This window comes from Bacillus sp. DB-2 (assembly GCF_003315125.1).
Lineage (GTDB): Bacteria > Bacillota > Bacilli > Bacillales > Bacillaceae_G > Bacillus_A > Bacillus_A mycoides.
Map to the genome: position 1 here is coordinate 83,705 of NZ_QNRN01000012.1, position 26,242 is coordinate 109,946.

Genomic DNA, 26,242 nt, shown 5'->3' on the forward strand with positions numbered 1-26,242 from the left:
GGGAGAAGTAAAAATGAAAACATTGTTAGAGGTAAAAGATTTACAAGTCTCCTTTGATACACATGCAGGTGAAGTACAAGCAGTGCGCGGAGTTACTTTTGATTTGAAAAAAGGGGAAACATTAGCGATTGTAGGAGAGTCTGGTTCTGGGAAATCAGTTACTTCTAAAGCGCTAATGGGATTAATCCCGAATCCTCCAGGCCGTATTAAAAATGGAGAGATTGTATTTGACGGTCGTGATTTAACGAAACTAACAGAAAAAGAAATGCAGCAAGTACGCGGTAAAGACATTGCGATGATTTTCCAAGATCCAATGACATCATTAAACCCAACGATGACAATTGGTAATCAGATTATGGAAGGTCTTATTAAACACCAAGGGATGAGTAGAGCAGATGCACGTAAAGTTGCTTTAGAATTAATCGACCTTGTAGGTATTCCAAATCCAGAAGCGCGCTTAAAACAATATCCTCACCAATTCTCAGGTGGTATGAGACAACGTGTAGTTATTGCGATGGCGTTAGCTTGTAATCCGAAATTATTAATTGCCGATGAGCCGACAACAGCGCTAGACGTTACAATTCAAGCGCAAATTTTAGAACTTATGAAGGACATTCAGCAAAAAACAGAAGCAGCAATCATTTTCATTACGCATGACTTAGGTGTAGTGGCAAACGTTGCAGACCGAGTTGCGGTTATGTACGCTGGTAAAGTTGTTGAAATTGGAACGGTTGATGAAATTTTCTACAATCCAAAACATCCATACACATGGGGCTTAATCGCATCTATGCCAAGCTTAGATGGTTCAGAGGACGAGCTATATGCGATTCCAGGAACGCCTCCAGACTTATTAAAACCGCCAAAGGGTGATGCTTTTGCACCACGTAACCCGCAGGCGCTGAAAATTGATTTTGAAATGGAACCACCTTTATTTAAAGTAAGTGATACACATTATGCGGCAACTTGGTTACTTCATGAGCAAGCGCCAGAAGTAAAACCACCAGCAGTTGTTGAAAAACGTATTCTTCAAATGAAAGCAGGTGAACAACATGACTAAACAACGTGAGAAATTAATTGAAGTGAAAAATGTGAAACAACACTTTGATGTGAGTGGTGGTGTTGTTAAAGCAGTTAATGATATTTCATTTGATATTTACCGCGGTGAAACATTTGGACTTGTAGGAGAATCTGGTTGTGGTAAGTCAACAACTGGAAGAACGATCATTCGTTTATACGATGCAACTGCCGGTGAAGTGTTGTTCGATGGTGAAAATGTACATGGGAAAAAATCACGCGCAGAACTTAAGAAGTTCAACCGTAAAATGCAAATGATTTTCCAAGATCCATATGCATCATTAAATCCTCGTATGACAGTAGGGGATATTATCGCAGAAGGTATTGATATTCACGGACTAGCAAAAGGCAAAAAAGAGCGTATGGACCGTGTTCACGAGCTGTTAAATACAGTTGGTTTAAATAAAGAGCACGCGAACCGTTTCCCGCATGAATTCTCAGGCGGACAACGTCAACGTATCGGTATCGCTCGTGCGCTAGCTGTAGAACCTGAATTTATCATTGCTGATGAACCAATCTCAGCACTTGACGTATCGATTCAGGCGCAAGTTGTAAACTTACTGAAACAGTTACAAAGAGAAAAAGGTTTAACATACTTATTCATCGCCCATGATTTATCAATGGTAAAATACATTAGTGATCGCATTGGTGTAATGTACCGTGGTCAAATCGTTGAGTTGACAACAAGTGAAGAGTTATATGCGAATCCAATGCATCCATATACAAAATCACTACTATCTGCAATTCCGCTTCCAGATCCAGATTATGAGCGCAATCGTAAACGTATCGTATACGATCCAACTCAGCATGATTATGGTAGCGAAGTACCAACAATGCGTGAAATTCGCCCAGGACATTTCGTATTATGTTCTGAAGCGGAGTATAAGAAATATAAAGAGATTTATCAATAAAAAAGTAGAGCCATTCTTCTATTACAGAAGGATGGCTCTACTTTTTTATACTAGTTAAACTTAAGTTAGTATAAAGAGATTTTATCCAAGTTCTTTTTCTGTTTAAAGACAGCGAAGTAAGAGTTTCCGAGAATGAAGAAAAAGGCGACTGAAATCAGCCGCCTTTTTTTCATTTAGAAACACTTTTATTTTATTGCGCTTGAACAGAAGCACTATCTTCTTGTTCATCAGGTTTAACAAGTGCATAATTTTCCCACGATCTACTTCTCCATCGGAAGAACATAATAATCGCCCGCGTCCATTCATCAATAGCAATCGCTAGCCAAATACCAACGAGCCCCATGTCTAAATGGAAGGCGAAAAAGTAACCGAGTGGTAAGCTCATTAACACCATGGAGAATGCGCCGATTAAAACAGGATATTTTGCATCGCCAGCTGCACGAAGTGAATTAATGATGACGATGTTCATCGTCCGTCCTGTTTCAAGTAGTACACTTAGTAAAAGAACGCTTGCCCCTAGAGCGATAATATGAGGATTATCCGTAAATAGTCCCATTAATTGTGTGCGGAATGTAACAACGAGCATGACCATAAATAAAGTTACACCAATCGCCCATTGTACACTTTTCCATACGCGTGTGTAAGCTTCATCCTTTTCATTTCCGCCAACTAGGCGTCCAACGATAATAGCTGTTCCCATACCGATAGCAATGGCGAATAAATAAGTGAACATGGAAATGTTAGTAGCGTATTGTCTTGCAGCTAACGATTCCGTACCTAAGTATGTTGCGTAATATAAGAAGACAATTTGACAAGCTTGATACATGACTTGTTCGAATGCAGATGGAATGCCAATCTTCAAAATTTTGCCAACATATTCTTTTGATAAAGTGAAGTAATATTGTAATTTCACACGGTATTCCATAACGCGGTATAGTAACCAGAAGAAAATGATAAGTGCGATTAACCGGCTGACAGCGGAAGAAATCGCGGCCCCTTGCACACCAAGTTCAGGGAAACCGAATTTCCCGAAAATAAGTACGTAGTTTCCGGCGATATGAATAATATTCATTCCAAGCGAAACAAACATCGCTTGCTTTGTAAAGCCGTGAACGCGGATAATTGCGGCTAATGAGTTAATAATAGCTTGAAGGAAAATAGCTCCTCCGACGATGGATAGATAGCTTTGTGCATACGTTAGTACATCGCCTTGTAAATTCATTGCCGTCATCATATGTTTTGAAAATAAAAGAAAACCAGCGCTTATAATGAGTCCGACCACTAAATTTAATGTGACGGCTAATGCTGATATTTTTGATGCTTCCATAAAGCGTTTAGAACCGAGGTATTGGGATACAACGATAGCTGCACCATTCCCGATGACTTCTAGTACTAAAATCGCGATATGAAGGTATTGATTCGCTGCACCAACCCCAGATACAGCATCGTCTGATAATGCACTTAACATGAAAGTATCAGCGATCCCCATCAGCATAAAAAGAAAAACTTCTAGAAAAATAGGCCATGTTAATAAGAATAAACTTAATTTCTCTGTTGGCCCGTTTTTTGAGCGAATTGCTGTCATGTCCGTCCCCTCTTTACCGATATCTATTTTTAGCAAAGTGTATCGTAACACACTTTCATATCCTTTGCACTTATTTTAGCCTACATATTTTCAATATGAATAAACCTTCATTTTATGACAAAAAAGGAGGAATAATTATGCGTAAGATATTATAGAATATAAAATTTATTTTTCTCTGATAATTTAGAAAAGTATAAAAATCGTCATTTTCAACACTTTAATTCAATAAAAACGCAGTATGAAACGTTTACAAATACACAAAGTGTTAACAGAAAATTTTAATAAAATAGAAATATAAATATACAAAGAATATATTTGTGTGTATAATATGAATTATTAGAACATATATATATTTCTTTCTGTTTGAAAATGAAAGGGCTAACATTTTTTTGGAGGGTGGAAGTATGAAAAAAAAGATACCAGTTTTTGTAGCATCAACAGTAGCAATGAGCATGATTTTAGGGGCATGTGGCTACCAAAAAGATGAACCGCAAGCGAACGCAAAAGGGGATAGCGGGAAAAGCGGTGCGAAGCAAGTTATAAACTTAATTGAAACGCAAGAAATTCCAACGATGGACCCTGCGTTATCAGCTGATGCAGTTTCTTCAAAAGTAATGAACAATACGATGGAAGGTCTATACCGCCTTGGGAAAGACGATAAATTAGTTCCAGGTGTAGCGAAAGAATTCCAAAAGTCAGAAGACGGTAAAAAGTATACATTTAAATTACGTGAAGATGCAAAATGGTCAAATGGTGAACCTGTAACGGCGAAAGATTTCGTGTATGCATGGCAAAGAGCAATTAATCCAGATACAGCTGCGAAATCGGCGTACATTATGTACGATATAAAAAATGCTGAGAAAATTAATAAAAAAGAGATGAGTCCAGACCAATTAGGCGTGAAAGCGATTGATGATCATACATTAGAAGTAGAATTAGATAATTCTATCCCATATCTTATTGATTTAATGGTCTATCCGATCTTCTATCCTGTTAATGAAAAGTATGTGAAAGAGCAAGGGACGAAGTTTGGTTTAGAAGCAAATACAACACTTTACAACGGTCCATTTACATTAAGTGATTGGCAACATGAACGTAGTTTCAAAATGACAAAGAGCCCATCGTATTGGGACAATAAAGAAGTGAAACTTGAGGAAGTAAACTTTAATATTGTAAAAGATACGTCTACGCCAATTAATTTATATGAAACAAACGCAGTCGATCGAGCGACGTTATTAGCAGAGTTCATCGATAAATATAAAGGAAAACCAGATTTCAAAACAGTAGAAGAGACATCTGTATTCTTCCTTCGTTTAAATCAAAAAGACCCATCTTTAGCAAATAAAAATATTCGTAAAGCAATTTCACTTGGCTTTGATCGTAAACCATTCGTTGATACATTATTAAATAACGGTTCTAGGCCAGCGACAGGATTAATTCCTGATAATTTCATTAAAGGTCCGGATAAAAAAGATTTCCGTGCTGAAAATGGAGATATTATAAAACCAAATGTAAAAGAAGCGAAAAAGTATTGGGAAGCTGGTAAAAAAGAGCTTGGTAAAAATGAAATTGAATTAGAGATGTTAAATGAAGACGTTGAATTATCGAAGAAAACTGGTGAATATTTAAAAGGTGAGTTAGAAAAGAATTTACCAGGCTTAACAGTGAAAATTAAACAACAACCATTCGCACAAAAACTAAAATTAGAAGATGCAGGCGATTATGTAATGTCATTCTCTGGATGGGGGGCAGACTTCCCAGATCCAGTTACATATCTTGATATGTTTGTAACTGACGGAGCCCAAAACAAAATGAAGTATTCTAATCCGAAGTACGATGAGATTATTATGAAAGCGAAGAAAGATGGAAGCGATGTAAATGCTCGCTGGAAAAACTTACTTGAAGCAGAAAAAATGCTACTTGATGACGCTGCGATTGTTCCGGTATATCAACGTGGTAGAGCATATTTACAAAGAGAAACAATTAAAGATATGTACAACCATAAATATGGCCCCGATGTAAGCTTTAAATGGGCATCAGTAGGAAAATAAGAAAAAAGCAGGTGATGACCTGCTTTTTTTTAATACGTACGTTTTTTATAAATGCCTTTCCCGCCAACTTGGTTCCAGCCAGATTGTACATCTAAACTTTTGTTAACAAACTTCATTTTTTCTTTCCCACCAAAGAGTTTTTCACCGATGCTATTTGTAATGACACCAATCAATGCTGTTATTCCGATGATGAGGGTAGCAACAATGATAAAATCAGTAAAAAAAGCGATCATATGCAAATTCCCCCTTTGTCTGTCTGTATTTTTATTGTATGAGATAAATGGTAAAAAAGAAAGAAATGTCAGAAAAATATTCGATTTACTTTAGAAAGCATATAGACATGAGCGGAGAGATTTGTTAAAATAAGAACAAATGTTCCTTTTATTTCTAACCTTTAGAGTCTTACATTTCTCAATTGTTTTGTCGGGAAAAGGTAAGAAAACGCTCTCTTTTTAACGAGGAAGATTATGAAACTGTAATTGTATATCAAGTGAAGATTATTGTAGAAAGTAAGTATCAAAAGGGTTGAAGACCGTTGTTAAAGGACAGTTTTACTCAGTATAATCATGTTGCATAGCAGTGGAGTACACGGAGAAATTTTCTCAACTAGCAGTAAATTCACTGTATATTTCTTGCAAAAACTATTGTATAATGATTATAGAAGTTACTTATTAAAAGTAATTATTGTTGCTTACATGAATTGCGATTTTTTACTTTGCTATAAGACAAGTTATCGCGAAAAATTGCGGAAGTTAGAAATTTAAACTGTAATTAGTACAGAATTTGTACTCTTTAAGGAGAGTGAGCTTTGTATGGTAACATTATATAGTTCTCCAAGCTGTACGTCTTGTAGAAAGGCGAAATTATGGCTAGAGGAAAATCATATTCCTTATACAGAACGTAATATTTTCTCAGATCCATTAACGATTGATGAGATTAAAGAGATTTTACGTATGACAGAAAGCGGAACGGATGAGATTATTTCTACTCGTTCAAAAGTTTTCCAAGAATTGAATGTGAACTTAGAGTCTTTACCACTTCAAGATTTATATAAGATGATTCGTGATTATCCAGGTATTTTACGTCGTCCAATTATGATTGACGAAAAACGCCTTCAAGTAGGTTACAACGAAGATGAAATCCGTCGTTTCTTACCACGTACAGTAAGAACGTTCCAATTACGTGAAGCACAGCGTCTTGTAAATTAATTATAATAATATGAAAACCTTCTACCTATTATAGAGTAGAAGGTTTTTTTTTACTGTTTAACATTACGTAATCGCACTTGTTGAACGATAAAGCCTATGCATAAAATGGTGAAAATGAACAAATAAGGGATACTTGTGGCAAAACTAGGATTATGATGAAAAAACGTTGCAAGTCTGTCTTCGTGTGTAATCATTTTTCCTGCTGTATAGGCGAGAACTGCTGCTCCGCAATAAATGAGAAATGGAAAGCGTTCCATGAGTATTAAAATAAGTTTGCTTCCCCAAATGATAATCGGGATAGAAATGAATAAACCGATAATTACGAGTGAAAGTCTTCCGTGAGCTGCTCCTGCAATGGCAATAACATTGTCAAACCCCATAACGAGATCCGCGAATACAATTGTACGCACAGCTTGGAATAAAGTCGTTTTTCCTTTGATAGAAGAAAGGTCGTTGTTATTATCAGTGAGTAAATTGACCGCAATTAATGTGAGTAAAATTCCGCCGGTGAGTTGTAAAAATGGGATATCAAGTAAATAGACAGCTAGTATCGTGAGGAGAATTCGTAGCACAATTGCTAACATAGTACCAATCAAAATGGCTTTATTTCGTTTTGCTTCAGGTAAATTTCGGCTAGCTAGTGCGATGACAATTGCGTTATCGCCACCTAGTACAACATCGATACCGACAATCATTAGTACAGATGTTAAAAACTCTAAGTCCATTCGTCTGCCTCCATTTATGATGTTTTAATAAGCGAAATATATGTATGTGGTGAAGAAAGTTTGTCTAGTTTTGATCCCGCGCGCCTGGGGAAAAAATAATCACCTCTAATAGAAGTTTCACTTTATTACAGTGTACGAGGGAATATGGGAATGTATGTCCAAATTTTTTGCGAGCAGTGAATTGGTATAATGGTATATTTATTCCGATTAGTGCGAGCTAATAATCAGTGGAGGATGAAAAAAATACTGATTATTGTTTCACTTTATGTAAAAAGTCGAATACAGATAGGTATATAACTATTTTTGTAAAATAAATCGATTTTATTTCCCTTCTGGAGAATCTTATCATAAAATGAGAGTACAAGAATCTATTGTTTTGTCATATGAGTGGGGAATCCCTTCATAACAATTCTAAGCAGGAAGGGAGCGTTGTATTTTGGATATTGAAAGAATTAATGACCATACGATGAAATTTTTTATTACGTACATTGATATAGAGGACAGAGGGTTTAATCGTGAAGAAATTTGGTATGATCGCGAACGAAGTGAAGAGCTCTTTTGGGAGATGATGGACGAAGCTCGTGATCATGATGATTTCTTTATCGATGGGCCGTTATGGATCCAAGTGCAAGCAGTCGATAAAGGGATTGAAGTACTTGTAACGAAAGCGGAGCTTTCAAAGGATGGACAAAAGCTGGAATTACCAATAGGTGTAGACAAAATTATAGACATTCCTCTAGATGAAGGCATCGAATCATTATTCCAGCAAGAATTAGTGGAAGAGGTAGAAGAACAAGTAGGAACAAACTTTAATGAAGATGGTACGTTTGGCTTTTTAATTAAGTTTAATGATTTTGAAGATGTTATTTCATTAAGTCATCGTCTTATCTTTGAAGATATAAAAGATGAATTACATTCATTTGAGGACCGCTATTATGTATATGTGGAATTCGATGAAGTGCTACATGATGAAGAAGAGATTGATCGTATTTTAAGTATTGTTTTAGAATATGGAGAAGAATCTACTTTAACGATTCACCGTGTAAGTGAGTATGGGAAACAGGTTGTGAAAGAGCGTGCGCTTGAGACAATTCGCAACAATTTCCCTCCTAAAACGTAGGCCGATTTCTATAGTATGAAATCGGCTTTTTTTATGAAGAATAGGAAGGCTTTCTTATTAGGGGGGAAGAGATGAAAAATACACTAAAACTACTTTTCTTTTTTCTACTACTGTTCGCATTATTTGTTTCATTACGCATGTTTATTGATGTAGCATTTTATTCGGATGTCATGGGGATAAAGGATGTTTCGATTTTAGGTATTATTAGTATTTTATTTACGGTTTCCGCATTTTTAATTGGATGTGTTATTTTCTTAGAAAATCGCCATCCGTCAAAAACACTTACGTGGTTAATCGTACTAGGTATTTTTCCAGTGTTCGGTTTCTTTGCTTATCTTTTATTTGGACAAAACTTTCGTAGAAAAAGAATGTTCCAAAAGAAGGCATTACTCGATGAACAGGCGTTTTTACAATATAAGGGACACGAAGATTACGAAGAACGGATTTTACGAAATCATAAGCATCAAGAATTGTTATTTCGTTTAGCAGATCGATTGGGTGCTTTAAATATTTCATTTCAAACTGAAACGAGGACATTAACAAATGGAGACGAAACGTTTCAGGCAATTTTAGATGGGTTAAATCGAGCGAAACACCACATTCATATGGAGTATTACATTGTACGTGATGACAAGCTCGGTACAGAAATTAAAGATATTTTAATAAAAAAATCAAAAGAAGGCGTTGTCGTTCGTTTTTTATACGACGCGGTTGGAAGCTTTAAATTATCAAATTCGTATATTGCAGAATTGAATGATGCAGGAGTAGAAATGATTCCATTTTTCCCTGTGCGCTTTCCAATTTTAAACGATAAAATTAATTATCGAAACCACCGAAAAATCGTTATTATAGATGGAAATGAGGGGTTTGTAGGTGGATTAAATATTGGTGATGAGTATTTAGGGAAGGATAAATATTTCGGTTTTTGGCGAGACACGCATTTATATTTACGCGGTGAAGCAGTTCAAAGTTTACAGCTAATTTTCCTTCAAGACTGGTTTTATATGACTGGTGAGGCGGTATTAGCACCTGAATATTTACAAGCGGAAGCAGTTGAGGGTGATCATTGGGGCGGAGTCCAACTTGTTGGAGGTGGACCGGATAATAAATGGGAAACAATTAAACATTTATATTTTGCAATGATTGCTTCAGCTAGGAAATCGATTTGGATTGCAACACCATACTTTATTCCAGATGATGATATTTTATCTGCATTAAAAGTAGCTGCACTTGCTGGTATCGATGTTCGTTTGTTAATGCCAAGTAAGCCAGATAAGCGGACTGTCTTTTATGCATCAAGATCGTACTTTCCGGAGTTATTAGATGCAGGAGTAAAAATATATGAATATGAAAAAGGGTTTCTTCATAGTAAAGTTGTCATCGTGGATTCTGATCTCGCATCAATTGGGACAGCTAATATGGATATGAGAAGTTTTCATTTAAACTTTGAAGTAAATGCCTTTTTATATGATACAGGTAGCATTAGAAAGCTCGTTCAAGATTTTAAAGACGATTTAGAAGAATCCAGTGAAATTCATGTTGACCGATTTCATAAGAGACGTCTTCATAGGCGGATTGTTGAATCGACGTACCGGTTATTATCACCTTTATTATAGAAAGAGATGTCCTAATTTAGGACATCTCTTTTTTTGAGAGGAATTTGTAGTAAATTGTAGAATACAAGAAGTTGAAAGGGTGTGATGGTGATGTTTATTGCAAGGAGAGAAAACGGAGAGAGAATTCATCTATTATATAACCGGGATGAAGAGCTTTTACGCGAAATGCGTAAACGAGAAAAATTATTTTGTACAGCTTGCGGAAAAGAAGTGCAAATGAAATTAGGAAAACAAAAGAGCTGGCATTTTGCTCATAAGAAAGTGGATTCATGTCTTACCTTTTATGAAGCAGAATCTATGTATCATATGCACGGTAAAGAATTGTTATATAGATGGTTGAAACGTCAAAATTTTCATGTGGATATAGAGCATTACCTTCCAAAAATCCAGCAAAGACCAGATGTTTTCGTAGAGAGAGCAGGTAGGGAAATTGCGATTGAATATCAATGCGCCAATCTCTCCATAGAACAGCTTTCTAAACGAACATACTCGTATTGGCAAGCTGGTATACAGGTCATCTGGATCATTGGTGGAAATCAATTAAAAAAGCAATCTGCATATTGGATGAAATTTTCCTCACTTCTGGCTTTCTCCTTACAATCTTATCCTCAGCCATTTCTTATTTTCTTCTGTCCGAAACAAAAATCATTTATGAAATGCGCCTTTATCACTCCGTTTTCTACAAACGTCTCTTTCTCACATACTATTTATTTACCAACTGATACGACTACTGTTGACATGCTCTTTTCCCCCGTTCCTTTCCAAAAAGAGGTATTAGGACAAGAATGGAAGAGAAAAAAGAACCATTTTCGGCAAAACGCTCTATCTATCTGGAATTATAATCATAAGTCACTACTCCGCCTCTTATATCAATATAAATGTACCCCAGCGAGTTTTCCTTCTGAAATCGGTGTTCCGCTCCCATCCGCGTTTGCTTTTCAAACAAATCCATTTATATGGCAAGCTTCTCTTTATATGAAGTGTATAGGTATGCTTAAGGTAGGGGAGTATATTTCTCTGCAATACGCATGTAACTATGTAGCAAAATATACGAAGAGGCGTCTACTTCCGTATTTTGCACAACATATATGGAAGGTAGCAGTTGCGGAGTATATGACATTTTTATGTTATGCAGGTGTATTAATAAAAATAGGTAGTAATAAGTATCGAAAAATAAGAGATGTTGTGTTGGTAAAAACAGAGGGAGAAATTATGAAATATGATGAAATTGGCTTAGCGCACGCACTATCTCTATTTGAGACAAAGTTCAACATGAGAGAAGAAAAAGGGGATATAATAAAGAATGAACGTGAAGGAATTACATAAGAAAAACAGAATTGTACTTAAGTAGAGATATTTAAAGGAGGGCTTACAGAATGTCTGAACAAAATAAAGCAAAAACATTACCAGATCGCAATGAGATTGAAGAAGCAAGCACATGGCGATTAGAAGATATTTTCCAAACAGATGCAGAATGGGAAAAAGAATTCCAAGCTATTAAAGAGCTATTGCCAAAGTTAACTGAATTTAAAGGGAAGCTTGGCGACTCTGCAGACAATTTGCTTGAGGCATTGCAATATGAAGATGAAATTTCAATGCGATTAGGTAAGCTATATACATATGCACATATGCGTTACGATCAAGATACAACAAACTCTGTGTATCAAGCACTGAATGATCGCGCAACAAATTTATACTCACAAGTATCTAGTAGCACAGCGTATATCGTACCTGAAATTTTATCTATTTCAGAAGATACATTGCAAACATTCTTACAAGAAAATCGAGAACTAAGTGTATATGAGCATGCATTAGAAGAAATTACACGTCAACGCCCGCACGTATTATCTGAGGCAGAGGAAGCGTTATTAGCAGAAGCATCTGAAGTGATGAGTGCATCAAGTAATACATTCGGTATGTTGAATAATGCGGATTTGAAATTCCCATCTATTAAAGGTGAGGATGGAGAAGAGGTAGAAATAACACATGGCCGTTACATTCAGTTTTTAGAAAGTGATGATCGTCGTGTTCGCGAAGATGCATTCAAAGCTGTATTTGAAACGTATGGGAAATTTAAGAACACATTTGCAAGTACGTTAAGCGGGGCAGTGAAACGTAATAATTTCAATGCACGTATTCGTAAATATGACTCTGCTCGCCAAGCAGCATTAAGTAATAATAATATTCCTGAAGCAGTATACGATCAACTCGTTGAAACGGTAAATGACAACTTACATTTATTACACCGTTACATTGATATTCGTAAGCGTGCACTAGGACTTGATGAGCTTCATATGTACGATTTATATACACCACTTGTACAAGAAGTGAAAATGAATGTGAAGTATGAAGAAGCGCAAGACCTGTTATTAAAATCTTTAAACGTACTTGGTGATGAATATGTTGAAATTTTAAAAGAAGCATATGAAAATCGCTGGGTAGATGTGTACGAGAATAAAGGCAAACGAAGTGGAGCGTATTCATCTGGTGCATACGGAACAAATCCGTATATTTTAATGAATTGGCATGATAATGTAAATAATTTATATACACTTGCTCATGAGTTTGGTCATTCGGTGCATAGTTACTATACAAGGAAGACACAGCCACACGTATACGGTGATTATTCAATCTTCGTTGCAGAGGTAGCATCAACTTGTAATGAAGCGCTTCTAAATGATTATTTATTAAAAACGACAGAAGATAAAAAAGAGCGTCTATATTTATTAAATCATTATTTAGAAGGATTCCGTGGTACTGTATTCCGTCAAACAATGTTTGCAGAGTTCGAGCATATCATTCATAAGAAAGTACAAGAAGGACATGCTGTTACGCCAGATATGTTAACGGAGATCTACTACGATTTAAATAAGAAATATTTCGGGGACGCTTTAGTAATCGATAAAGAAATCGGTTTAGAATGGTCTCGTATTCCGCACTTCTATTACAACTATTACGTATATCAATACGCAACAGGATTTAGTGCAGCGACAGCTTTGTCAAAACAAATTTTAGAAGAGGGACAACCAGCAGTAGAACGTTACATTAACGAATTCTTAAAAGCTGGAAGCTCTGATTACCCAATTGAAGTGTTGAAAAAAGCAGGAGTAGATATGGCATCACCAGAACCTGTAAAAGAAGCATTACAAGTATTTGAAGAGAAGTTAAATGAATTAGAAGCGCTATTGTTTGAAGAGAAGTAATGAGAAAAGACGAGGGATTTTATCCTCGTCTTTTTTGTTTGAAACATTTTCTCAAAAGTACATAATGTCGATATTTGTCGAATTATTAAGGTGATTTTCTTTACTTTTTCTATATTAGAAGGAATTTTCATGACTTATTTTTGTAGTTAAAATCCTTTAAATCGTTTTCTATAGTTGAAATAAGAGACAGCGATGACGATAACTCCGAATAAAAGAGGGAAGGCAATAATTTTAGGAAAAGCTTGTAGTAGAGAAAGGATGTACAAGAAAAAAGAAACAATGAAAGCTAGAAAAATTAGAGCGATATGAGACTTTTTCATTAATAAAACCTCCTAAATGTTCTTTTTTATAGCTTATTCAAAAATGAAAACGTTTAGAATGTGACAAAAATGTGAAATTCGACAAAAGGGGTTGTCATCTGACGTCGAATCTTGTAATATAATAAGCGTGAACGAATTCACATACAAACATATACCCCTTTGTTTGAACGTGAAAATTTCTCCCATCCCCTTTAATATTTTTATAAGCCGTAAAGAAAAAGACCTGGTGTTTACACCGGGTCTTTTTCTTTTGCTATCCATTTCCAATAACGCTCGCACTTCACTTCAATCATTTGTACTTTTCGTTTTAGTTGTAATTTCTTTAGTTCACGCTCTATTTCTTGTTGAGGGCAGTCATATATAAATGAGATTTCCTTTGAAGAAATAAATTGTGTTGCTTCTAGTAATACTTCTAAAGGAGGTAATGGTTCTGGCTCAATCTCGCACTTTATAAGTTCTTTTAATAACTGTACGTATACATCATAGGAATAAATTCCCGCGATTTTAATACCTTCCTCATCTGAATTTGCATGAAAAAATAGGAGGGAAGGTATTTCTGTAATATGCATCTCATTTGTGAATTTTAGGTCGCATTGGAAAGCTTTTTTTGCGCTAACTGAGTGTAGGTCTTTTTTAAATTCCTCTACATCAATGCCACTATCTTTAGCGCATGTAAGCAATAATTCACAGTCAGGGTTTGATACATTTTCAAGAAGAATGTATTCTTGGAGTTTTCGCAAAAATTTCGAACCTGCTTTTCGGCCTTGCAATTCCGCCGCCTTAATTGCCATCGAAACTAAATATGGTGTTGACGATGCCTCTTGCATATGTACTTTTCCATCACATGAAAAACCTTGTAAACTTGTTGTTTTTTCCCACACAAATCGAATATTAGCAGGTTTATTCCATTTGTGTGAGGAAGCGTTTGCTCCGTCCACTTTTCCTGTTACGATATGACGAATAGAGAAGTATTTCCCATACTCAAGCCATAGTTTAATAATAAATGGCTCGATATCCCAGCAATCTTTACAAAGTGGATCAATAAATAAATATGCTTCTACAGATTTATGCTCGCATGTGGAAGGAGAAGGCATATTTATATGCTTTGCTTCCTGCTTATCCATTACACTTCACCTGTTTCATTTTGAGTATTGACCATATGTTGAGCAGTTAATGCTAAACGTTCAAAAACAAACTCTCTTATATGACCGTGCACTCCTGTATCATCCATTGCTTGCTCCATACATGACAGCCAAGCTTCTGCGCGTTTTGGAGTAATCTCAAACGGAAGATGGCGTGCTCTTAGCATAGGATGCCCATGTTCTTCAGTGTATAAATTAGGACCACCTAAATATTGTGTTAAAAATTGTTTCTGCTTCCTAGCAGTTTCTGTTAAATCATCCGGGAAGATCGGAGATAAGTCAGGGTGTTCACTGACATAGGAATAAAATGTATCCACTAATGTTGCAATGCATTGTTCACCGCCAATTGCTTCAAATGGTGTCATCGGTTGCTTGCTCATCCTTTATAAACTCCTTTTTCCATGAAATGTATATCTATTGTAGCAATGGAATGTTATGAAGAGCAACTAAACAGCCTTCATAACATTCTTTGCTTATTCTATATGTTGCTAATAAATCTTTTGCTTTTCAAAAAGGTGAAATGTAGCCGTAAGTACAGCTCTTCTTCACTGATGGAAATTTTACTTTAGCGCTCTTCGTTTTGTTTGGCAAGGAAAAAGCGTTTTACTTTGTTGTTTGTATGACGAACTGGTACGTTATGTTGCTTTAATAACCTTATAAATGCTGCTTTACCGGTCTTTTCATCTTGCACTTCGTATTCAATTTCATAATCATCGTGATTGTAATAGAAACTATGATCAAAGACAAGCGTTCCGCCTTCAAATAATATTTCAGCTCTTTCTGTTGTTAAACTACCCATATAAGTTAAAGAGGAAACGGGAATTTGTAATTTGTGTAGCTGATCCATTACAGTTCCTTGAATGATTGTGTTTGTTTCCATCATAAGTTGTGCTTCTTTTTCTGTTACAGACTGATGAGTTTCTAATAAACCAATTTCAGCAGGTTGTTTTAATGTTAATGTATAAGTTCCATCTTTATGACGAATACGAAGTGCAGAGCCCGTATCTTTTAAAGAGAAGTGAGGCGTTTCAAAGTAGTGATTTACTTGTTTTGTAAATGCTTCAATAGAAAAAGATTTGCATAATGTTTGGAATTCTTCCTCTGTAACCATATTTTTAAATTCAATTTCAATTTCTTGTGTCATTGTATGCGCTCCTTTTGAAAAATAATTCTTTCCACATTATCGCTTTTTCGCAAATTTGGTTCAATGTTTTATTTGTTTGCGTCCATGTTATGATACAATAATACTGTTAAGTAAGACAGGAAGTTGAGATGGAGGAGTTCGAGTATGCAAAATAAAATTCAAGTTAAGAGCGTAGAAATGAGAGAGAATGCGCTTATTTTTTGTGCGGAAAATACTGAAATAGAGGTAAAGGAGTTAAGTGCGCGTAATCACGTACTTGTAGACTCAGACAATTTATCATTTTTATATATCTTAGAAAATGAATCATCTTTCATTTATGTAAGTATTCCGCATACATGCTGGGAAGCAATGCATGAAGCGATGAATAAAGATACAGCGATGTTTATTCGCGTGAATGATGTTGAAATAGAATTAGAAGGATTAAAAGAAGAAGTAGAATATTTAGTTGAAAATATTGAAGGTAATGCAAATTACGGAGAAGAACTAGTAACTGCTGTAGAAAAAGTGTTTCTATAAGCAAATGGATTGATTTTGGTGGTGGTTGAAATGAATCGTAATTGGGAAGAATTTTTAGCACCGTATCACCAAGCGGTGGCGGAGCTGAAAGTGAAACTAAAAGGAATGCGTACTCAATTTGCAATGTTAACGGAGCATTCTCCAATTGAGTTTGTAACAGGAAGGGTAAAGTCGGTTGCAAGTATTATTGATAAAGCGGAGAAGAGAAATGTACCGCTAGACCGAATTAGAGAAGATATGCAGGACATCGCGGGCCTTCGAATGATGTGTCAATTCGTAGATGAGATTAAGCCTGTTGTAGAATATCTTCGAAAACGAAATGATTTTGACATTGTAGAAGAACGTGATTATGTAACGCAAAAGAAAGATAGCGGCTATCGCTCTTACCACGTTGTCATTAGTTATCCTGTTCAAACGATACAGGGGGAGAAAAAAGTGTTAGTTGAAATTCAAATTCGCACGTTAGCAATGAATTTTTGGGCAACGATTGAGCATTCTTTAAATTACAAATATAGTGGACGTTTTCCTGAAGATATTAAAATACGCTTACAACGTGCAGCGGAAGCGGCGTTTTTATTAGATGAAGAAATGTCTTCCATTCGTCTTGAAATTCAAGAAGCGCAAAAGGTCTTTTCACGAAAGCAGGAAACGAAAGATTCTGAATCATAAACTAAAGGGTGTTGGGCGATGAAATTTACAATTATGTCAAAGGGAGATCAATCATCAGATACACTAGCAAGTACGATGAAAGAATACTTGTTAGATTTTGGGTTTACAATGGATGAAAAGGAACCTGATATTGTAATTTCTGTTGGGGGAGATGGAACGCTTTTATATGCATTCCATCGTTACTATAATCGATTAGATGAAACCGCATTTGTTGGTGTACATACAGGGCATTTAGGTTTCTATGCAGATTGGTTACCCACGGAAGTAGAGAAGTTGGTGATTGCAATCGCTAAAACACCGTTCCAAGTGGTTGAATATCCACTTTTAGAAGTGATTATTCGCTATGTGAATGGTAGTAAAGAGTCGCAGTATTTGGCGATGAATGAAGCGACTGTAAAAAGTGCAGAAGGTACATTAGTAACAGAAGTGGAAATACGCGGAGAGTATTTCGAAACGTTTCGCGGAGATGGTCTTTGTATTTCTACTCCTTCAGGAAGTACCGCTTATAATAAGGCGCTTGGCGGAGCAATTATTCACCCTTCTATTGAAGCGATTCAAATTGCAGAAATGGCATCTATCAACAATCGTGTATTTCGTACGGTAGGTTCACCGCTCGTACTGCCGAAGCATCATACATGCGTTTTAAAGCCGGCTGCAGGAATGAACATGCAAATTACGGTGGATCATTTGACGATGGTTCATCAAGATGTGAAATCAATTCAGTATCGCGTTGCAAACGAGAAAGTACGATTTGTTCGTTTCCGTCCGTTCCCATTCTGGAAACGTGTTCGTGACTCGTTTGTTGCAGATAAATAGAGAGGGTTTATATATTTGAACAGATTTACATTGAAATGGGATATAGGGCTGGCTGAAGAGGGAACTTTAGTTAGAGAATTTTTGAAAACAAAAGGGATTTCGAAAGCTGCTTTAACGGATATAAAGTTCCGCGGGGGAGCAATTGAAGTAAACGGTCAACACACAAGTGTTCGTCACAAGTTACAAGCTGGTGAAGAGTTACAAATCTTTTTTCCAGTGGAGGAAAGAAGTGAAGGGATGGAAGTGGAAGAGATCCCTTTATGTATCGTATATGAAGATGATGCGGTTCTTGTTATAAATAAAGAAGCAAATATGTCGACGATTCCGTCTAGGGAGCACCCGTCAGGAAGTATTGCAAACGCTCTTTTATATCATTATGATAAACAAAATCTTGCAAGTACGGTGCACATTGTGACGAGGTTAGACCGTGATACTTCAGGGCTTATGTTAATTGCGAAAAATAGATTCGTTCACCACCTTTTATCGAAGCAGCATCAACAAAAAGGGGTGAAACGAACGTATGAGGCAATCGTTCATGGGACTATTTTAGAAGAAGCAGGAGCGATTGACGCGCCAATCGGACGAAAATCGGATAGTATTATCGAGCGAACTGTCTGTGAAGATGGTCAAAGAGCTGTTACTCATTTTAGAGTGATGGAGAGTTCTTCCGATAAGACGCATGTAGCGCTTGAGCTCGAGACGGGAAGAACGCATCAAATTCGTGTACATATGGCATATATAGGACATCCGCTACTTGGGGATGATCTATACGGTGGCCGAAGAGATGTGATAAAACGTCAAGCGCTGCATAGTACATCTTTGACGTTTTATCATCCTATTTTAGAAAAGGGAATGACTTTTACCGTAAGTATCCCAGAGGATATGCAATACGCTTTACATAACAATTAAAAGGGAACAAAATTCTTATCATAAAAAGAATTTTGTTCCCTTTTTTTAGCGAAATAATATTAAAATTTGATTTTCACCAGTACGTTTTATAACGAAAAAGCCACTTTCAGCTTTTGTGGCAATGCCGTCATCATTTGGACGACAATATCCGTGTGTTTCGCAAGTGCCGTCATCACGTACTAACATTTGTCCAATTAATCCGACAGGAAGCCACTCAGTACGGTCTCTTCTTGATATATACTTACAAGCTGGATCCCATTCTGTATTTAAAAGGGGTTGTATTTCTTGTTTGTTAGTACGTGTATATTGACGTTTTCCGAACCTGTCTGTTTCATAGCGTTTTTGCCAACTTAAGGCACCGCTATTTCCTATGAGAGCAGGAGTAGCGCTGGATATGCCTAATATGAATGTATCATTTGAAGTAGCTTTTCGAATTTTTTCTTCGCTACTAAATGTAATGAAATAGCCGATATCAATAGGGCTATGATCTGCTGCCTCAAACATTTGTGCAAAATCAGTACCACCTGCATTGTAAGAAGCACCATCGATATACATTTCTCCGTTATGGGCAAGCCATTTGGCACCTATATTATAATCAGTGTCATTTGTCCCATTTGCGATAAACCAGGAATAAGCTTCTTCTGCTGTACCAAATTTCCCCATAATATGGCTGCCTGCAAAATTAGCTGTTGATGTATGATTTCCTTCCGCATGAGATGAGAATCCGTTAGCGATAGTTGCGGTTCCTTCTGCATGTGCTGCTTCTCCCAAAGCAATTGCATGTTTTCCTTCTGCATGAGAATAAGAGCCGCCTGCTGTCGTTTCACTTCCTTCGCTATGCGAACTATGTCCAGTTGCCTTTGTTTTTGTCCCTTCTGCATGAGAAAAGGGACCCGTTGCATGTGTAAGAAGCCCTTCTGCATGTGAAGCGATTCCATCAGCTTTAGAGTGAAGTCCTTCTTTATATGCGTGACGAGCTCCTTTGTTATTTTCTTTTTTTATAGGTGTAGGTACAGGAGCCTGAATAGGGGCGGATCCTTCTATTTGTACATCGTTGCCCGAGATTAATGCTTCTTTTATTTTTTTTACTTGATTTATAATAGTAGCTGGAATTTCTGGTTGTACTTTTTCCTTTATTGCTGCAGGAATGTTTTCTTCTATATTTTCTTGTATCTTTTCCGAATTAAGCACAGGTTCATCATTATTAGAAGCGAGCTTCTTTTTTTGTTTTGCTTTTATTTTCCTGCTATCTATAATTCGCCTCATAACAGCATTTTCTAAAGAGATATATTTTTCTCTCGGTTTGCTTTTTTTTGATGACTCTTGTTCTTCTATTTCTTCTATAGCTGCAGCTCGAATACTGCACCAGTTGTTAATTCCATACATGGGATGGTATAAAGGGTGGAATTTTCTTTTTTGTTTAGAAGATTTTTTCTTCATTCCGTCACCTCCTGCGACAGTATATGCCGTGCAATTAAAAAAAGATGCACTTTATTGCATCTTTTTTTAATTGCTTTATCTAGTTTTAGTGTGGAATATGTCTAGAAAACACCATGATCCTCTGCAAATCGTGAATTGTATTAAGTAGAGGTATTTATCCCGATTGGTGCGGGCTCATAATCAGTGGGGGATGAACAAAACCCCCACTGATTAAAGTTTCACTTTATGAAATTGGGCGGAACTTTTCAGGGACAAAAGGTAGGGAAGAAGGGACAGAAACGGTCTCCAACTCAGGGTAACGTAGTCCAGTTAGTTTACCACCAAATACAGCACCAGTATCAATATTGACTGTATGATTCACAAAGCGAGGTTCATTGACAGGTGTATGTCCATAAACAATCCATGTTTCACCCTTATACTCTTTCGCCCAATCTCGGCGGACAGGTGAGCCGTCAGGGTGTTTTTCGCCTGTAATATCACCATATAGTACAAAGGTTTGTACTTTTTTATCTTGTCTTCCTATGTAATCTTGCCGAATACCAGCGTGACAGACGGTTAATTTTTTTTCATCCAGTATGTGATATAGCGGTGATTGTTCGTAAAGAGTAATGAATTTTTCTTTTATTATTTGTTGCTTATTAGAAGACAATACTTCATATTCTGCAACAGTTGTTTCGAGCCCATGAGCGATTGTAACATTACGTCCAAGGAAGAAACGATACAGTTTATTACAGTGATTCCCTGGAGCATAGTAAGCATCTTTTCTATTTATTACGAGCTCCCATACAATTTCAATCATCCGTAATGAATGAGGACCTCGGTCTGTAATATCACCAACGAATGCAAGCCTTCGTTTTGCGTTATGAATTGGGATACCACTATCCCAGCTATACCCTAGTTTCGTTGTTAAATCTTGAAACTCTTGGAAGCATCCGTGAATATCACCTATAATGTCATATTTCATATTTAAACCTCCAGCTCATTTTTTCATTAGTATATCTAAAATGGACATAGAAAAAAACCATACCGTTTTTCGATATGGTTCATTTAAACATAAAGATTTTAGTTCTTGAGCGTACGTTTAAAATAAATCCAATAGCAACCATATATGTGAGCAGTGAACTCCCGCCGTAGCTCATAAGCGGTAACGTTATTCCTGTAATAGGGAGTAAACCAATTGTCATCCCAATATTTTGGAATACTTGGAACGTAAACATTCCAATTGTACCAGCGCAAATATAACTACCGAAAGGTTCATTGCTTTCTAAAGCAATATGGATCATTCGGTAAATGAGTAAGAAAAAAAATGAAATAATAACACTTGCTCCTAAAAAACCGAATTGTTCAGCGATATTTGTAAAAATAAAATCTGTATGTGGCTCTGGAAAATATACTTGTCTATTTTCCCATCCTTTTCCTTGCATCTCTCCTGATCCAGTAGCTAAAAATGCTTGTCTTAATTGGTATCCTTGTGCGTCATATTCATAAGGTGCAAGCCAACCATAGAAGCGATTTAATTGATATTCTTTTAGAATGTGCTCTTTAAAGAACTCTGGATGCGTGAAATAAATATATGTTAAGGTAGAGCCTATGGCGAAAATACCGGAGGTTAATCCGAGGATAAAGCGCCAACGTATACCAGAAACTAAAACCATTGTTGCAAGCATCGCTGAAATGACCATTGTGTTTCCTAAATCAGGTTCTTTTGCGATTAGAAGTAGTGGAGGTAAACTAGCTGCAAATATTTTTAAAAGTAAAATGAAATCTTCACGAGTTGTCCGAAAAAGGTATTTTTCATTATGATTCGCTATAATTCGTCCAACGACGATAATCAAAAATAATTTCATAATTTCAGAAGGCTGAAAGTTTCCGATGCCTGGAAGTCTGTACCACGCGGTAGCCCCTTTAATTGTAACGGCGCCAGGAACTTGAAGTTCTAGGCCAATTAGAAGTATGAGTGCAAAGCTATATAAATACCAAGCAATTTGTTTATAGCGATCGAAATCAATAAACATAATAACACCAATGGCGATAAATCCAATGGCATACCATTGGATTTGTTTTAATACAAAATTTACGTTTTGTAAAAATGGTGGTAAAGAAGCTTGTGCACTTGCGATAGCAAAGCAGCTAACAATCCCAATGGCAAATAAAATGAATATTAATATGTAGTCTATTTGATATTGAGTGTTCGGATCTTTCACTGTATGAATTCCTTTCTACTGCTCTCTATATTAGTGGGTTTTAGTTGGTGCATCACATAGTTTAAAAAGAATGTATGAACTATACGCATTATTCACGTAAAGCTCACACATTTTATTTTCGCAGAATAGACTAATGATGTAGCTCTTTTATAATTATGTCCAAACAATGGGAAAGACGTACATGTGTATCTGGAATGAGGTTTGGTAGCTGGCTATAATATTCTAAGGAATTTTTACACCATTTATAAGCGCTAATTAGACCTAGTCTATAATCTGTATTATCTTGTAAAAATCCGTATTCTTTTGAAGTTATAACGAGGTGCGTAAAATCCTCAGATCCTTCAAGGAGCTTGCTGTGTATTTGTTGCCCAGTATGGTAGCGAAATTGGCTTAAAGGTTCGGATATGTATACTGCGTTTCCTTTAGAAAGTAAGGAAATCCATGATGCCATATCGACACTACAAGAATAGTGCCTTCCTTTTAGCGTGCCGAAAGGTTCAGTGAGTAACTGTTTTCTAAACAGAATAGTTGTAGGCTCACCGATAATGTTATGTCCACCTTTTAACATCCAGTCGCCTAAAAATATTCCGTTTAATTGAATGTCTTCGCTATATAATCTTTGTGTTGGATGAGCATCTCCAATTAAATTTCCGTGATCATCAATACGTACTCGATAAGAAGTTATAAGAGCGAGATTTTTATTTGTGTCTTGCTCAAAATAAGCCATCATTTTTTGTATTTTATGATTATAAAACACATCATCGTCCATTAAAAAATTTATATACTCCCCATTAGATTTCTCTAAGAGCATAAGATCGTTATGAAATTGTCCTAAAGTAGTGGTATTTCGAATGTATGTTATGTTTTTATAATTAGGTAAATACTGTTCATTTATTAAGATTTCTGTTTCATCATTTGTACTATCGTCTCCTATAATAATTTCAATGTTTGGATAAGTTTGTGCTAATGCACTTTCTAGAGCGATTTTGAAATAATGTGGTCGATTATAAGTGGGAATAAGGATGGAAACGAGAGGTGGCTTTTTTTCATTATTCATACGAAACTACCTTTCAGAAGCTTTTTTTGTAAGAACGATATCTTGATAACTTGTATACTCATTTCTGCCGCACCATAAACCATAATGCGGTTTATTAATTACCTCTAAGCCATATTTATTTAATAAGATGCGGATATCTTCTTCAGGATAGGCAACTGCAAAATTAGGAATATCTTTATTCACAACATAACAATTTTCAATTTGATGATAAAAACCTAATGTACTTAGCCCTGAATTTAAGTAATAGGATGATTCAGGGTTAATGAGAAAGAAGGTAATAAAACATCTCCCATCTTTTTTTAGAACACGTACAATCTCAGATACGTAATGTTCTAATTCTTTCGGAAGGAGATGGGTAAATACAGAAGTTAAAAAAACAAAATCGAATGAATCGTCTTCATATGGAAATTTGTATTGAGAAGCATCTTCTTTTCCTTCTGGGTTGTAGAATTGATTATATATATCAACGTGTTCAAAATGAAAATTGCTACGGGCAGCTGAAATATTATTTTTGCACCATGTAATGCCATCTTTAAATAAATCAAATCCATAATAAGCTCCATCATCACCTAAGTAATTCATTAATGGAACCGCCATTCGACCGACACCACAACCTACATCTAACACTGTTTCATTGGATTTTAAACTACCAATTTGAATAAAATGCTTTATGAATTCTTTTCCAACCTTTTGAAAGTCGCCACCTACATATTGGACGAGTTCGGGAGGTGGGATTAATGCGATTTTTTTTTCAAGCTCGCTCATAATTTCACTCCTTCCTTGTAGTAAATAGGGAACCAACATTTTTAATCTGCAGCTAACATTTTATAGTGGGAGGGGAAACGATATTAGAACTGTTGTGATATGTAAAAAGCTCCCTAGAACAACTGGAAATAGTAATGGGAGCTTTTGTTTTTATTTATCATGCTATTGGCGAAGGCTAATAATTAGTGTGAGATGGAGAAACCCTAACTGAATAAAGTTTCGCCCTATTCTTTTCGCCAATAAACCCCGAATACATCAATTTTAGTAATAGGAGCTTTTAAGTTTCTTTGATTTCTAAAGTCTGTCACAGCCTCAGCACATGGTGGTAGCCCATAGTCATCGATAATTATATAGCCGCCCTTAGAAACTTTATCGTATAAGTTTACGAGACCATCCATCGTTGATTCATACATATCACCGTCAAGGCGAGCAATCGCAATTTTTTCTATCGGTGCTGACGGTAAAGTATCTTTAAACCAACCTTTTAAAAACTTTACCTGGTCATTTAATAAATCGTATTTTCTAAAGTTTTCTTGTACTTGTTCTAAAGAAACACGTAAATAATCAAAGCTGTGTAAGTAATCGCCGAAATCTCTCGGGTATTGTTCTATATTTGGTGTTGGGAGGCCCTCAAATGAATCGGCAACCCATACATTGCGATCAGTAATGTTGTTTGCTTGTAAAAAACCATTCATAAAAATGCACGATCCCCCGCGCCACACACCTGTTTCAATAAAATCACCTTCTATATTTTCACGGACAACTGTTTCTAATGCTTCATGTAATTGATTCATGCGTTCCCGGCCGATCATACTGTGTGCTGCTCTTGGCCAATCCATTCCGTCTTGACGTTCGCTTTTTAAAACATTAGGTTTAATAATTTTTAAATTATGATTTTCTGCATATTGTTTAATAAATAAAGGGAGTGGAACTGTAACGGGTTCGTATGGAAGTTCCTTAGATATATGTAACGAAGCAGGTAAATATGGCTCATACTCTAGCCATATTTCAAACAGAATTGTTTTCTTTAACAACTCGAGATAAAGCCGGACAGCAGATTTATTTTCCATATAGATGCCTCCTGCGAAATGTCATACAACAATATGATTATGTAGGTAGTGAAGGTTTCATGATTGAATTCATAATTGAAAAAGCAGTAAAACTGATATCAGTTTTACTGCTAAGTAAAAAAATTAAGCGATTTTTTCAATAATAATGGATGCACTTGTACCAAGAGCTAGAGATAATCCAAGTCCTGTAACAACAGCTTCAACCATTGATGGCGTTATTGTAATTTGTGTAATTGCCTGGATAACGAGAGGCGCTCCAAGTGAGATTAAACTTGTTCCAGCGCCAGGTATATTAACGCCGTTCACTTGAATTGCAAGGCTACCTAATACACTTACTAATGCAGTATATGCGATAACAGTAATTTTGTAGAATCCAGTTTCACTTATGATGAAAGTATCGGCATCTAATTGAGAAATTGCTGTACCAAACTGAGATCCAACAGTATTAAATGGTACTGGCTCATTAACTCCAAGAGCTACGCTAATTGTAGCAGAGTTAAATGCATACAATCCTGCTGGAAGTCCTAATCCAGATGGCCCAGTCGGCCCAGTAGGTCCAGTGGCACCAGTTGGCCCAGTAGGTCCAGTTGCGCCAGTGTCTCCAGTTGGCCCAGTAGGTCCAGTTGCGCCAGTGTCTCCAGTTGGCCCAGTAGGTCCAGTTGCGCCAGTGTCTCCAGTTGGCCCAGTAGGTCCAGTG

General features: G+C 36.3%; 26 protein-coding genes. 12 read left to right on the forward strand and 14 right to left on the reverse strand.

Annotated elements, in window-relative coordinates; all coding sequences use genetic code 11:
* Positions 1-13: 13 nt before the first annotated feature.
* Positions 14-1,057 (forward strand): ABC transporter ATP-binding protein, encoded by a 1,044-nt coding sequence (locus tag DET63_RS20355; protein ID WP_113937677.1) that lies wholly within the window; start codon positions 14-16, stop codon positions 1,055-1,057.
* Positions 1,050-1,985, forward strand: a complete 936-nt coding sequence (locus DET63_RS20360; RefSeq protein ID WP_113937678.1) for an ABC transporter ATP-binding protein — start codon at positions 1,050-1,052, stop codon at positions 1,983-1,985. The genes DET63_RS20355 and DET63_RS20360 overlap by 8 nt, the downstream gene beginning before the upstream one ends.
* A gap of 190 nt (positions 1,986-2,175) precedes the next feature.
* On the opposite strand, the gene DET63_RS20365 is transcribed toward DET63_RS20360, so the two are convergent.
* Positions 2,176-3,621 (reverse strand): MATE family efflux transporter, encoded by a 1,446-nt coding sequence (locus DET63_RS20365; RefSeq protein WP_113937679.1) that lies wholly within the window; start codon positions 3,619-3,621, stop codon positions 2,176-2,178.
* A 353-nt stretch (positions 3,622-3,974) separates the two neighbouring features.
* Here DET63_RS20365 and DET63_RS20370 point away from each other — a divergent pair, with 353 nt between their 5' ends.
* Complete coding sequence (locus DET63_RS20370) at positions 3,975-5,621, forward strand: peptide ABC transporter substrate-binding protein (RefSeq protein WP_113937680.1); 1,647 nt, start codon at positions 3,975-3,977, stop codon at positions 5,619-5,621.
* A 29-nt stretch (positions 5,622-5,650) separates the two neighbouring features.
* On the opposite strand, the gene DET63_RS20375 is transcribed toward DET63_RS20370, so the two are convergent.
* Positions 5,651-5,854 carry a hypothetical protein gene (locus DET63_RS20375; protein ID WP_000559981.1) on the reverse strand — a complete coding sequence of 68 codons (204 nt, stop codon included), beginning with the start codon at positions 5,852-5,854 and terminating at the stop codon, positions 5,651-5,653.
* A gap of 579 nt (positions 5,855-6,433) precedes the next feature.
* On the opposite strand from DET63_RS20375, the gene spx reads away from it, so the two are divergent.
* Positions 6,434-6,829 (forward strand): transcriptional regulator Spx, encoded by a 396-nt coding sequence (spx, locus tag DET63_RS20385; protein WP_002011348.1) that lies wholly within the window; start codon positions 6,434-6,436, stop codon positions 6,827-6,829.
* A gap of 50 nt (positions 6,830-6,879) precedes the next feature.
* Here spx and DET63_RS20390 read toward each other — a convergent pair whose 3' ends face one another.
* Positions 6,880-7,554 (reverse strand): TerC family protein, encoded by a 675-nt coding sequence (locus tag DET63_RS20390; protein ID WP_002011349.1) that lies wholly within the window; start codon positions 7,552-7,554, stop codon positions 6,880-6,882.
* 436 nt (positions 7,555-7,990) lie between these two features.
* On the opposite strand from DET63_RS20390, the gene mecA reads away from it, so the two are divergent.
* The 4 genes from mecA (at position 7,991) to pepF (ending at position 13,493) form a co-directional block, all read left to right on the forward strand.
* Positions 7,991-8,674 (forward strand): adaptor protein MecA, encoded by a 684-nt coding sequence (mecA, locus tag DET63_RS20395; RefSeq protein WP_002149820.1) that lies wholly within the window; start codon positions 7,991-7,993, stop codon positions 8,672-8,674.
* Between the two features lie 71 nt (positions 8,675-8,745).
* Positions 8,746-10,290, forward strand: a complete 1,545-nt coding sequence (locus DET63_RS20400) for a cardiolipin synthase (protein WP_113937681.1) — start codon at positions 8,746-8,748, stop codon at positions 10,288-10,290.
* Between the two features lie 90 nt (positions 10,291-10,380).
* The gene (locus DET63_RS20405) at positions 10,381-11,616 is read left to right on the forward strand and encodes a competence protein CoiA (protein ID WP_113937682.1); all 1,236 of its coding nucleotides are present in this window, start codon (positions 10,381-10,383) and stop codon (positions 11,614-11,616) included.
* 50 nt (positions 11,617-11,666) lie between these two features.
* Positions 11,667-13,493, forward strand: coding sequence for an oligoendopeptidase F (gene pepF, locus DET63_RS20410; RefSeq protein ID WP_002134970.1), 1,827 nt, complete (start codon positions 11,667-11,669; stop codon positions 13,491-13,493).
* 146 nt (positions 13,494-13,639) lie between these two features.
* Here pepF and DET63_RS30340 read toward each other — a convergent pair whose 3' ends face one another.
* The 4 genes from DET63_RS30340 to DET63_RS20425 all read right to left on the reverse strand — a co-directional run bounded on the left by DET63_RS30340 (position 13,640) and on the right by DET63_RS20425 (position 16,099).
* Positions 13,640-13,813 (reverse strand): hypothetical protein, encoded by a 174-nt coding sequence (locus tag DET63_RS30340; protein WP_002086970.1) that lies wholly within the window; start codon positions 13,811-13,813, stop codon positions 13,640-13,642.
* 230 nt (positions 13,814-14,043) lie between these two features.
* Positions 14,044-14,937, reverse strand: coding sequence for a ClpXP adapter SpxH family protein (locus tag DET63_RS20415; protein WP_113937683.1), 894 nt, complete (start codon positions 14,935-14,937; stop codon positions 14,044-14,046).
* Complete coding sequence (locus DET63_RS20420; RefSeq protein WP_113937684.1) at positions 14,937-15,335, reverse strand: globin domain-containing protein; 399 nt, start codon at positions 15,333-15,335, stop codon at positions 14,937-14,939. Before DET63_RS20420 ends, DET63_RS20415 begins: the two co-directional genes overlap by 1 nt.
* A 185-nt stretch (positions 15,336-15,520) precedes the next feature.
* Positions 15,521-16,099: a CYTH domain-containing protein gene (locus DET63_RS20425; protein WP_002064261.1), complete on the reverse strand. Its 579-nt coding sequence runs from the start codon at positions 16,097-16,099 to the stop codon at positions 15,521-15,523.
* 144 nt (positions 16,100-16,243) lie between these two features.
* Between DET63_RS20425 and DET63_RS20430 the strand changes: the two genes are divergently transcribed.
* From DET63_RS20430 to DET63_RS20445, 4 genes are read left to right on the forward strand one after another with little or no spacing between them, the layout of a single operon-like run.
* Positions 16,244-16,615, forward strand: a complete 372-nt coding sequence (locus DET63_RS20430; RefSeq protein WP_002149812.1) for a UPF0738 family protein — start codon at positions 16,244-16,246, stop codon at positions 16,613-16,615.
* A 30-nt stretch (positions 16,616-16,645) separates the two neighbouring features.
* Positions 16,646-17,284 (forward strand): GTP diphosphokinase, encoded by a 639-nt coding sequence (gene yjbM, locus DET63_RS20435; RefSeq protein ID WP_002125951.1) that lies wholly within the window; start codon positions 16,646-16,648, stop codon positions 17,282-17,284.
* An 18-nt stretch (positions 17,285-17,302) separates the two neighbouring features.
* The gene (locus DET63_RS20440; protein WP_002011365.1) at positions 17,303-18,100 is read left to right on the forward strand and encodes an NAD kinase; all 798 of its coding nucleotides are present in this window, start codon (positions 17,303-17,305) and stop codon (positions 18,098-18,100) included.
* A 15-nt stretch (positions 18,101-18,115) separates the two neighbouring features.
* On the forward strand, positions 18,116-19,009 hold the full coding sequence (locus tag DET63_RS20445; protein ID WP_113937685.1) for an RluA family pseudouridine synthase: 894 nt from the start codon (positions 18,116-18,118) through the stop codon (positions 19,007-19,009).
* Between the two features lie 45 nt (positions 19,010-19,054).
* Here DET63_RS20445 and DET63_RS20450 read toward each other — a convergent pair whose 3' ends face one another.
* The 7 genes from DET63_RS20450 to DET63_RS30740 all read right to left on the reverse strand — a co-directional run.
* Positions 19,055-20,449: a peptidase G2 autoproteolytic cleavage domain-containing protein gene (locus tag DET63_RS20450; protein ID WP_113937686.1), complete on the reverse strand. Its 1,395-nt coding sequence runs from the start codon at positions 20,447-20,449 to the stop codon at positions 19,055-19,057.
* Positions 20,450-20,672: 223 nt separating this feature from the next.
* Positions 20,673-21,413, reverse strand: coding sequence for a bis(5'-nucleosyl)-tetraphosphatase PrpE (gene prpE, locus DET63_RS20455; protein ID WP_113937687.1), 741 nt, complete (start codon positions 21,411-21,413; stop codon positions 20,673-20,675).
* Positions 21,414-21,492: 79 nt separating this feature from the next.
* Positions 21,493-22,653, reverse strand: a complete 1,161-nt coding sequence (locus DET63_RS20460) for an FtsW/RodA/SpoVE family cell cycle protein (RefSeq protein WP_113937688.1) — start codon at positions 22,651-22,653, stop codon at positions 21,493-21,495.
* A 130-nt stretch (positions 22,654-22,783) separates the two neighbouring features.
* Positions 22,784-23,710: a glycosyltransferase family 2 protein gene (locus DET63_RS20465; protein WP_002134977.1), complete on the reverse strand. Its 927-nt coding sequence runs from the start codon at positions 23,708-23,710 to the stop codon at positions 22,784-22,786.
* A 6-nt stretch (positions 23,711-23,716) separates the two neighbouring features.
* Positions 23,717-24,475 carry a class I SAM-dependent methyltransferase gene (locus DET63_RS20470; RefSeq protein WP_002134979.1) on the reverse strand — a complete coding sequence of 253 codons (759 nt, stop codon included), beginning with the start codon at positions 24,473-24,475 and terminating at the stop codon, positions 23,717-23,719.
* Positions 24,476-24,699: 224 nt separating this feature from the next.
* Positions 24,700-25,545 (reverse strand): TylF/MycF family methyltransferase, encoded by an 846-nt coding sequence (locus DET63_RS20475; RefSeq protein WP_113937689.1) that lies wholly within the window; start codon positions 25,543-25,545, stop codon positions 24,700-24,702.
* A gap of 123 nt (positions 25,546-25,668) precedes the next feature.
* Positions 25,669-26,242, reverse strand: a 574-nt coding sequence (locus tag DET63_RS30740) for a BclA C-terminal domain-containing protein (RefSeq protein ID WP_483861226.1), incomplete at its 5' end; no start/stop codon positions are given.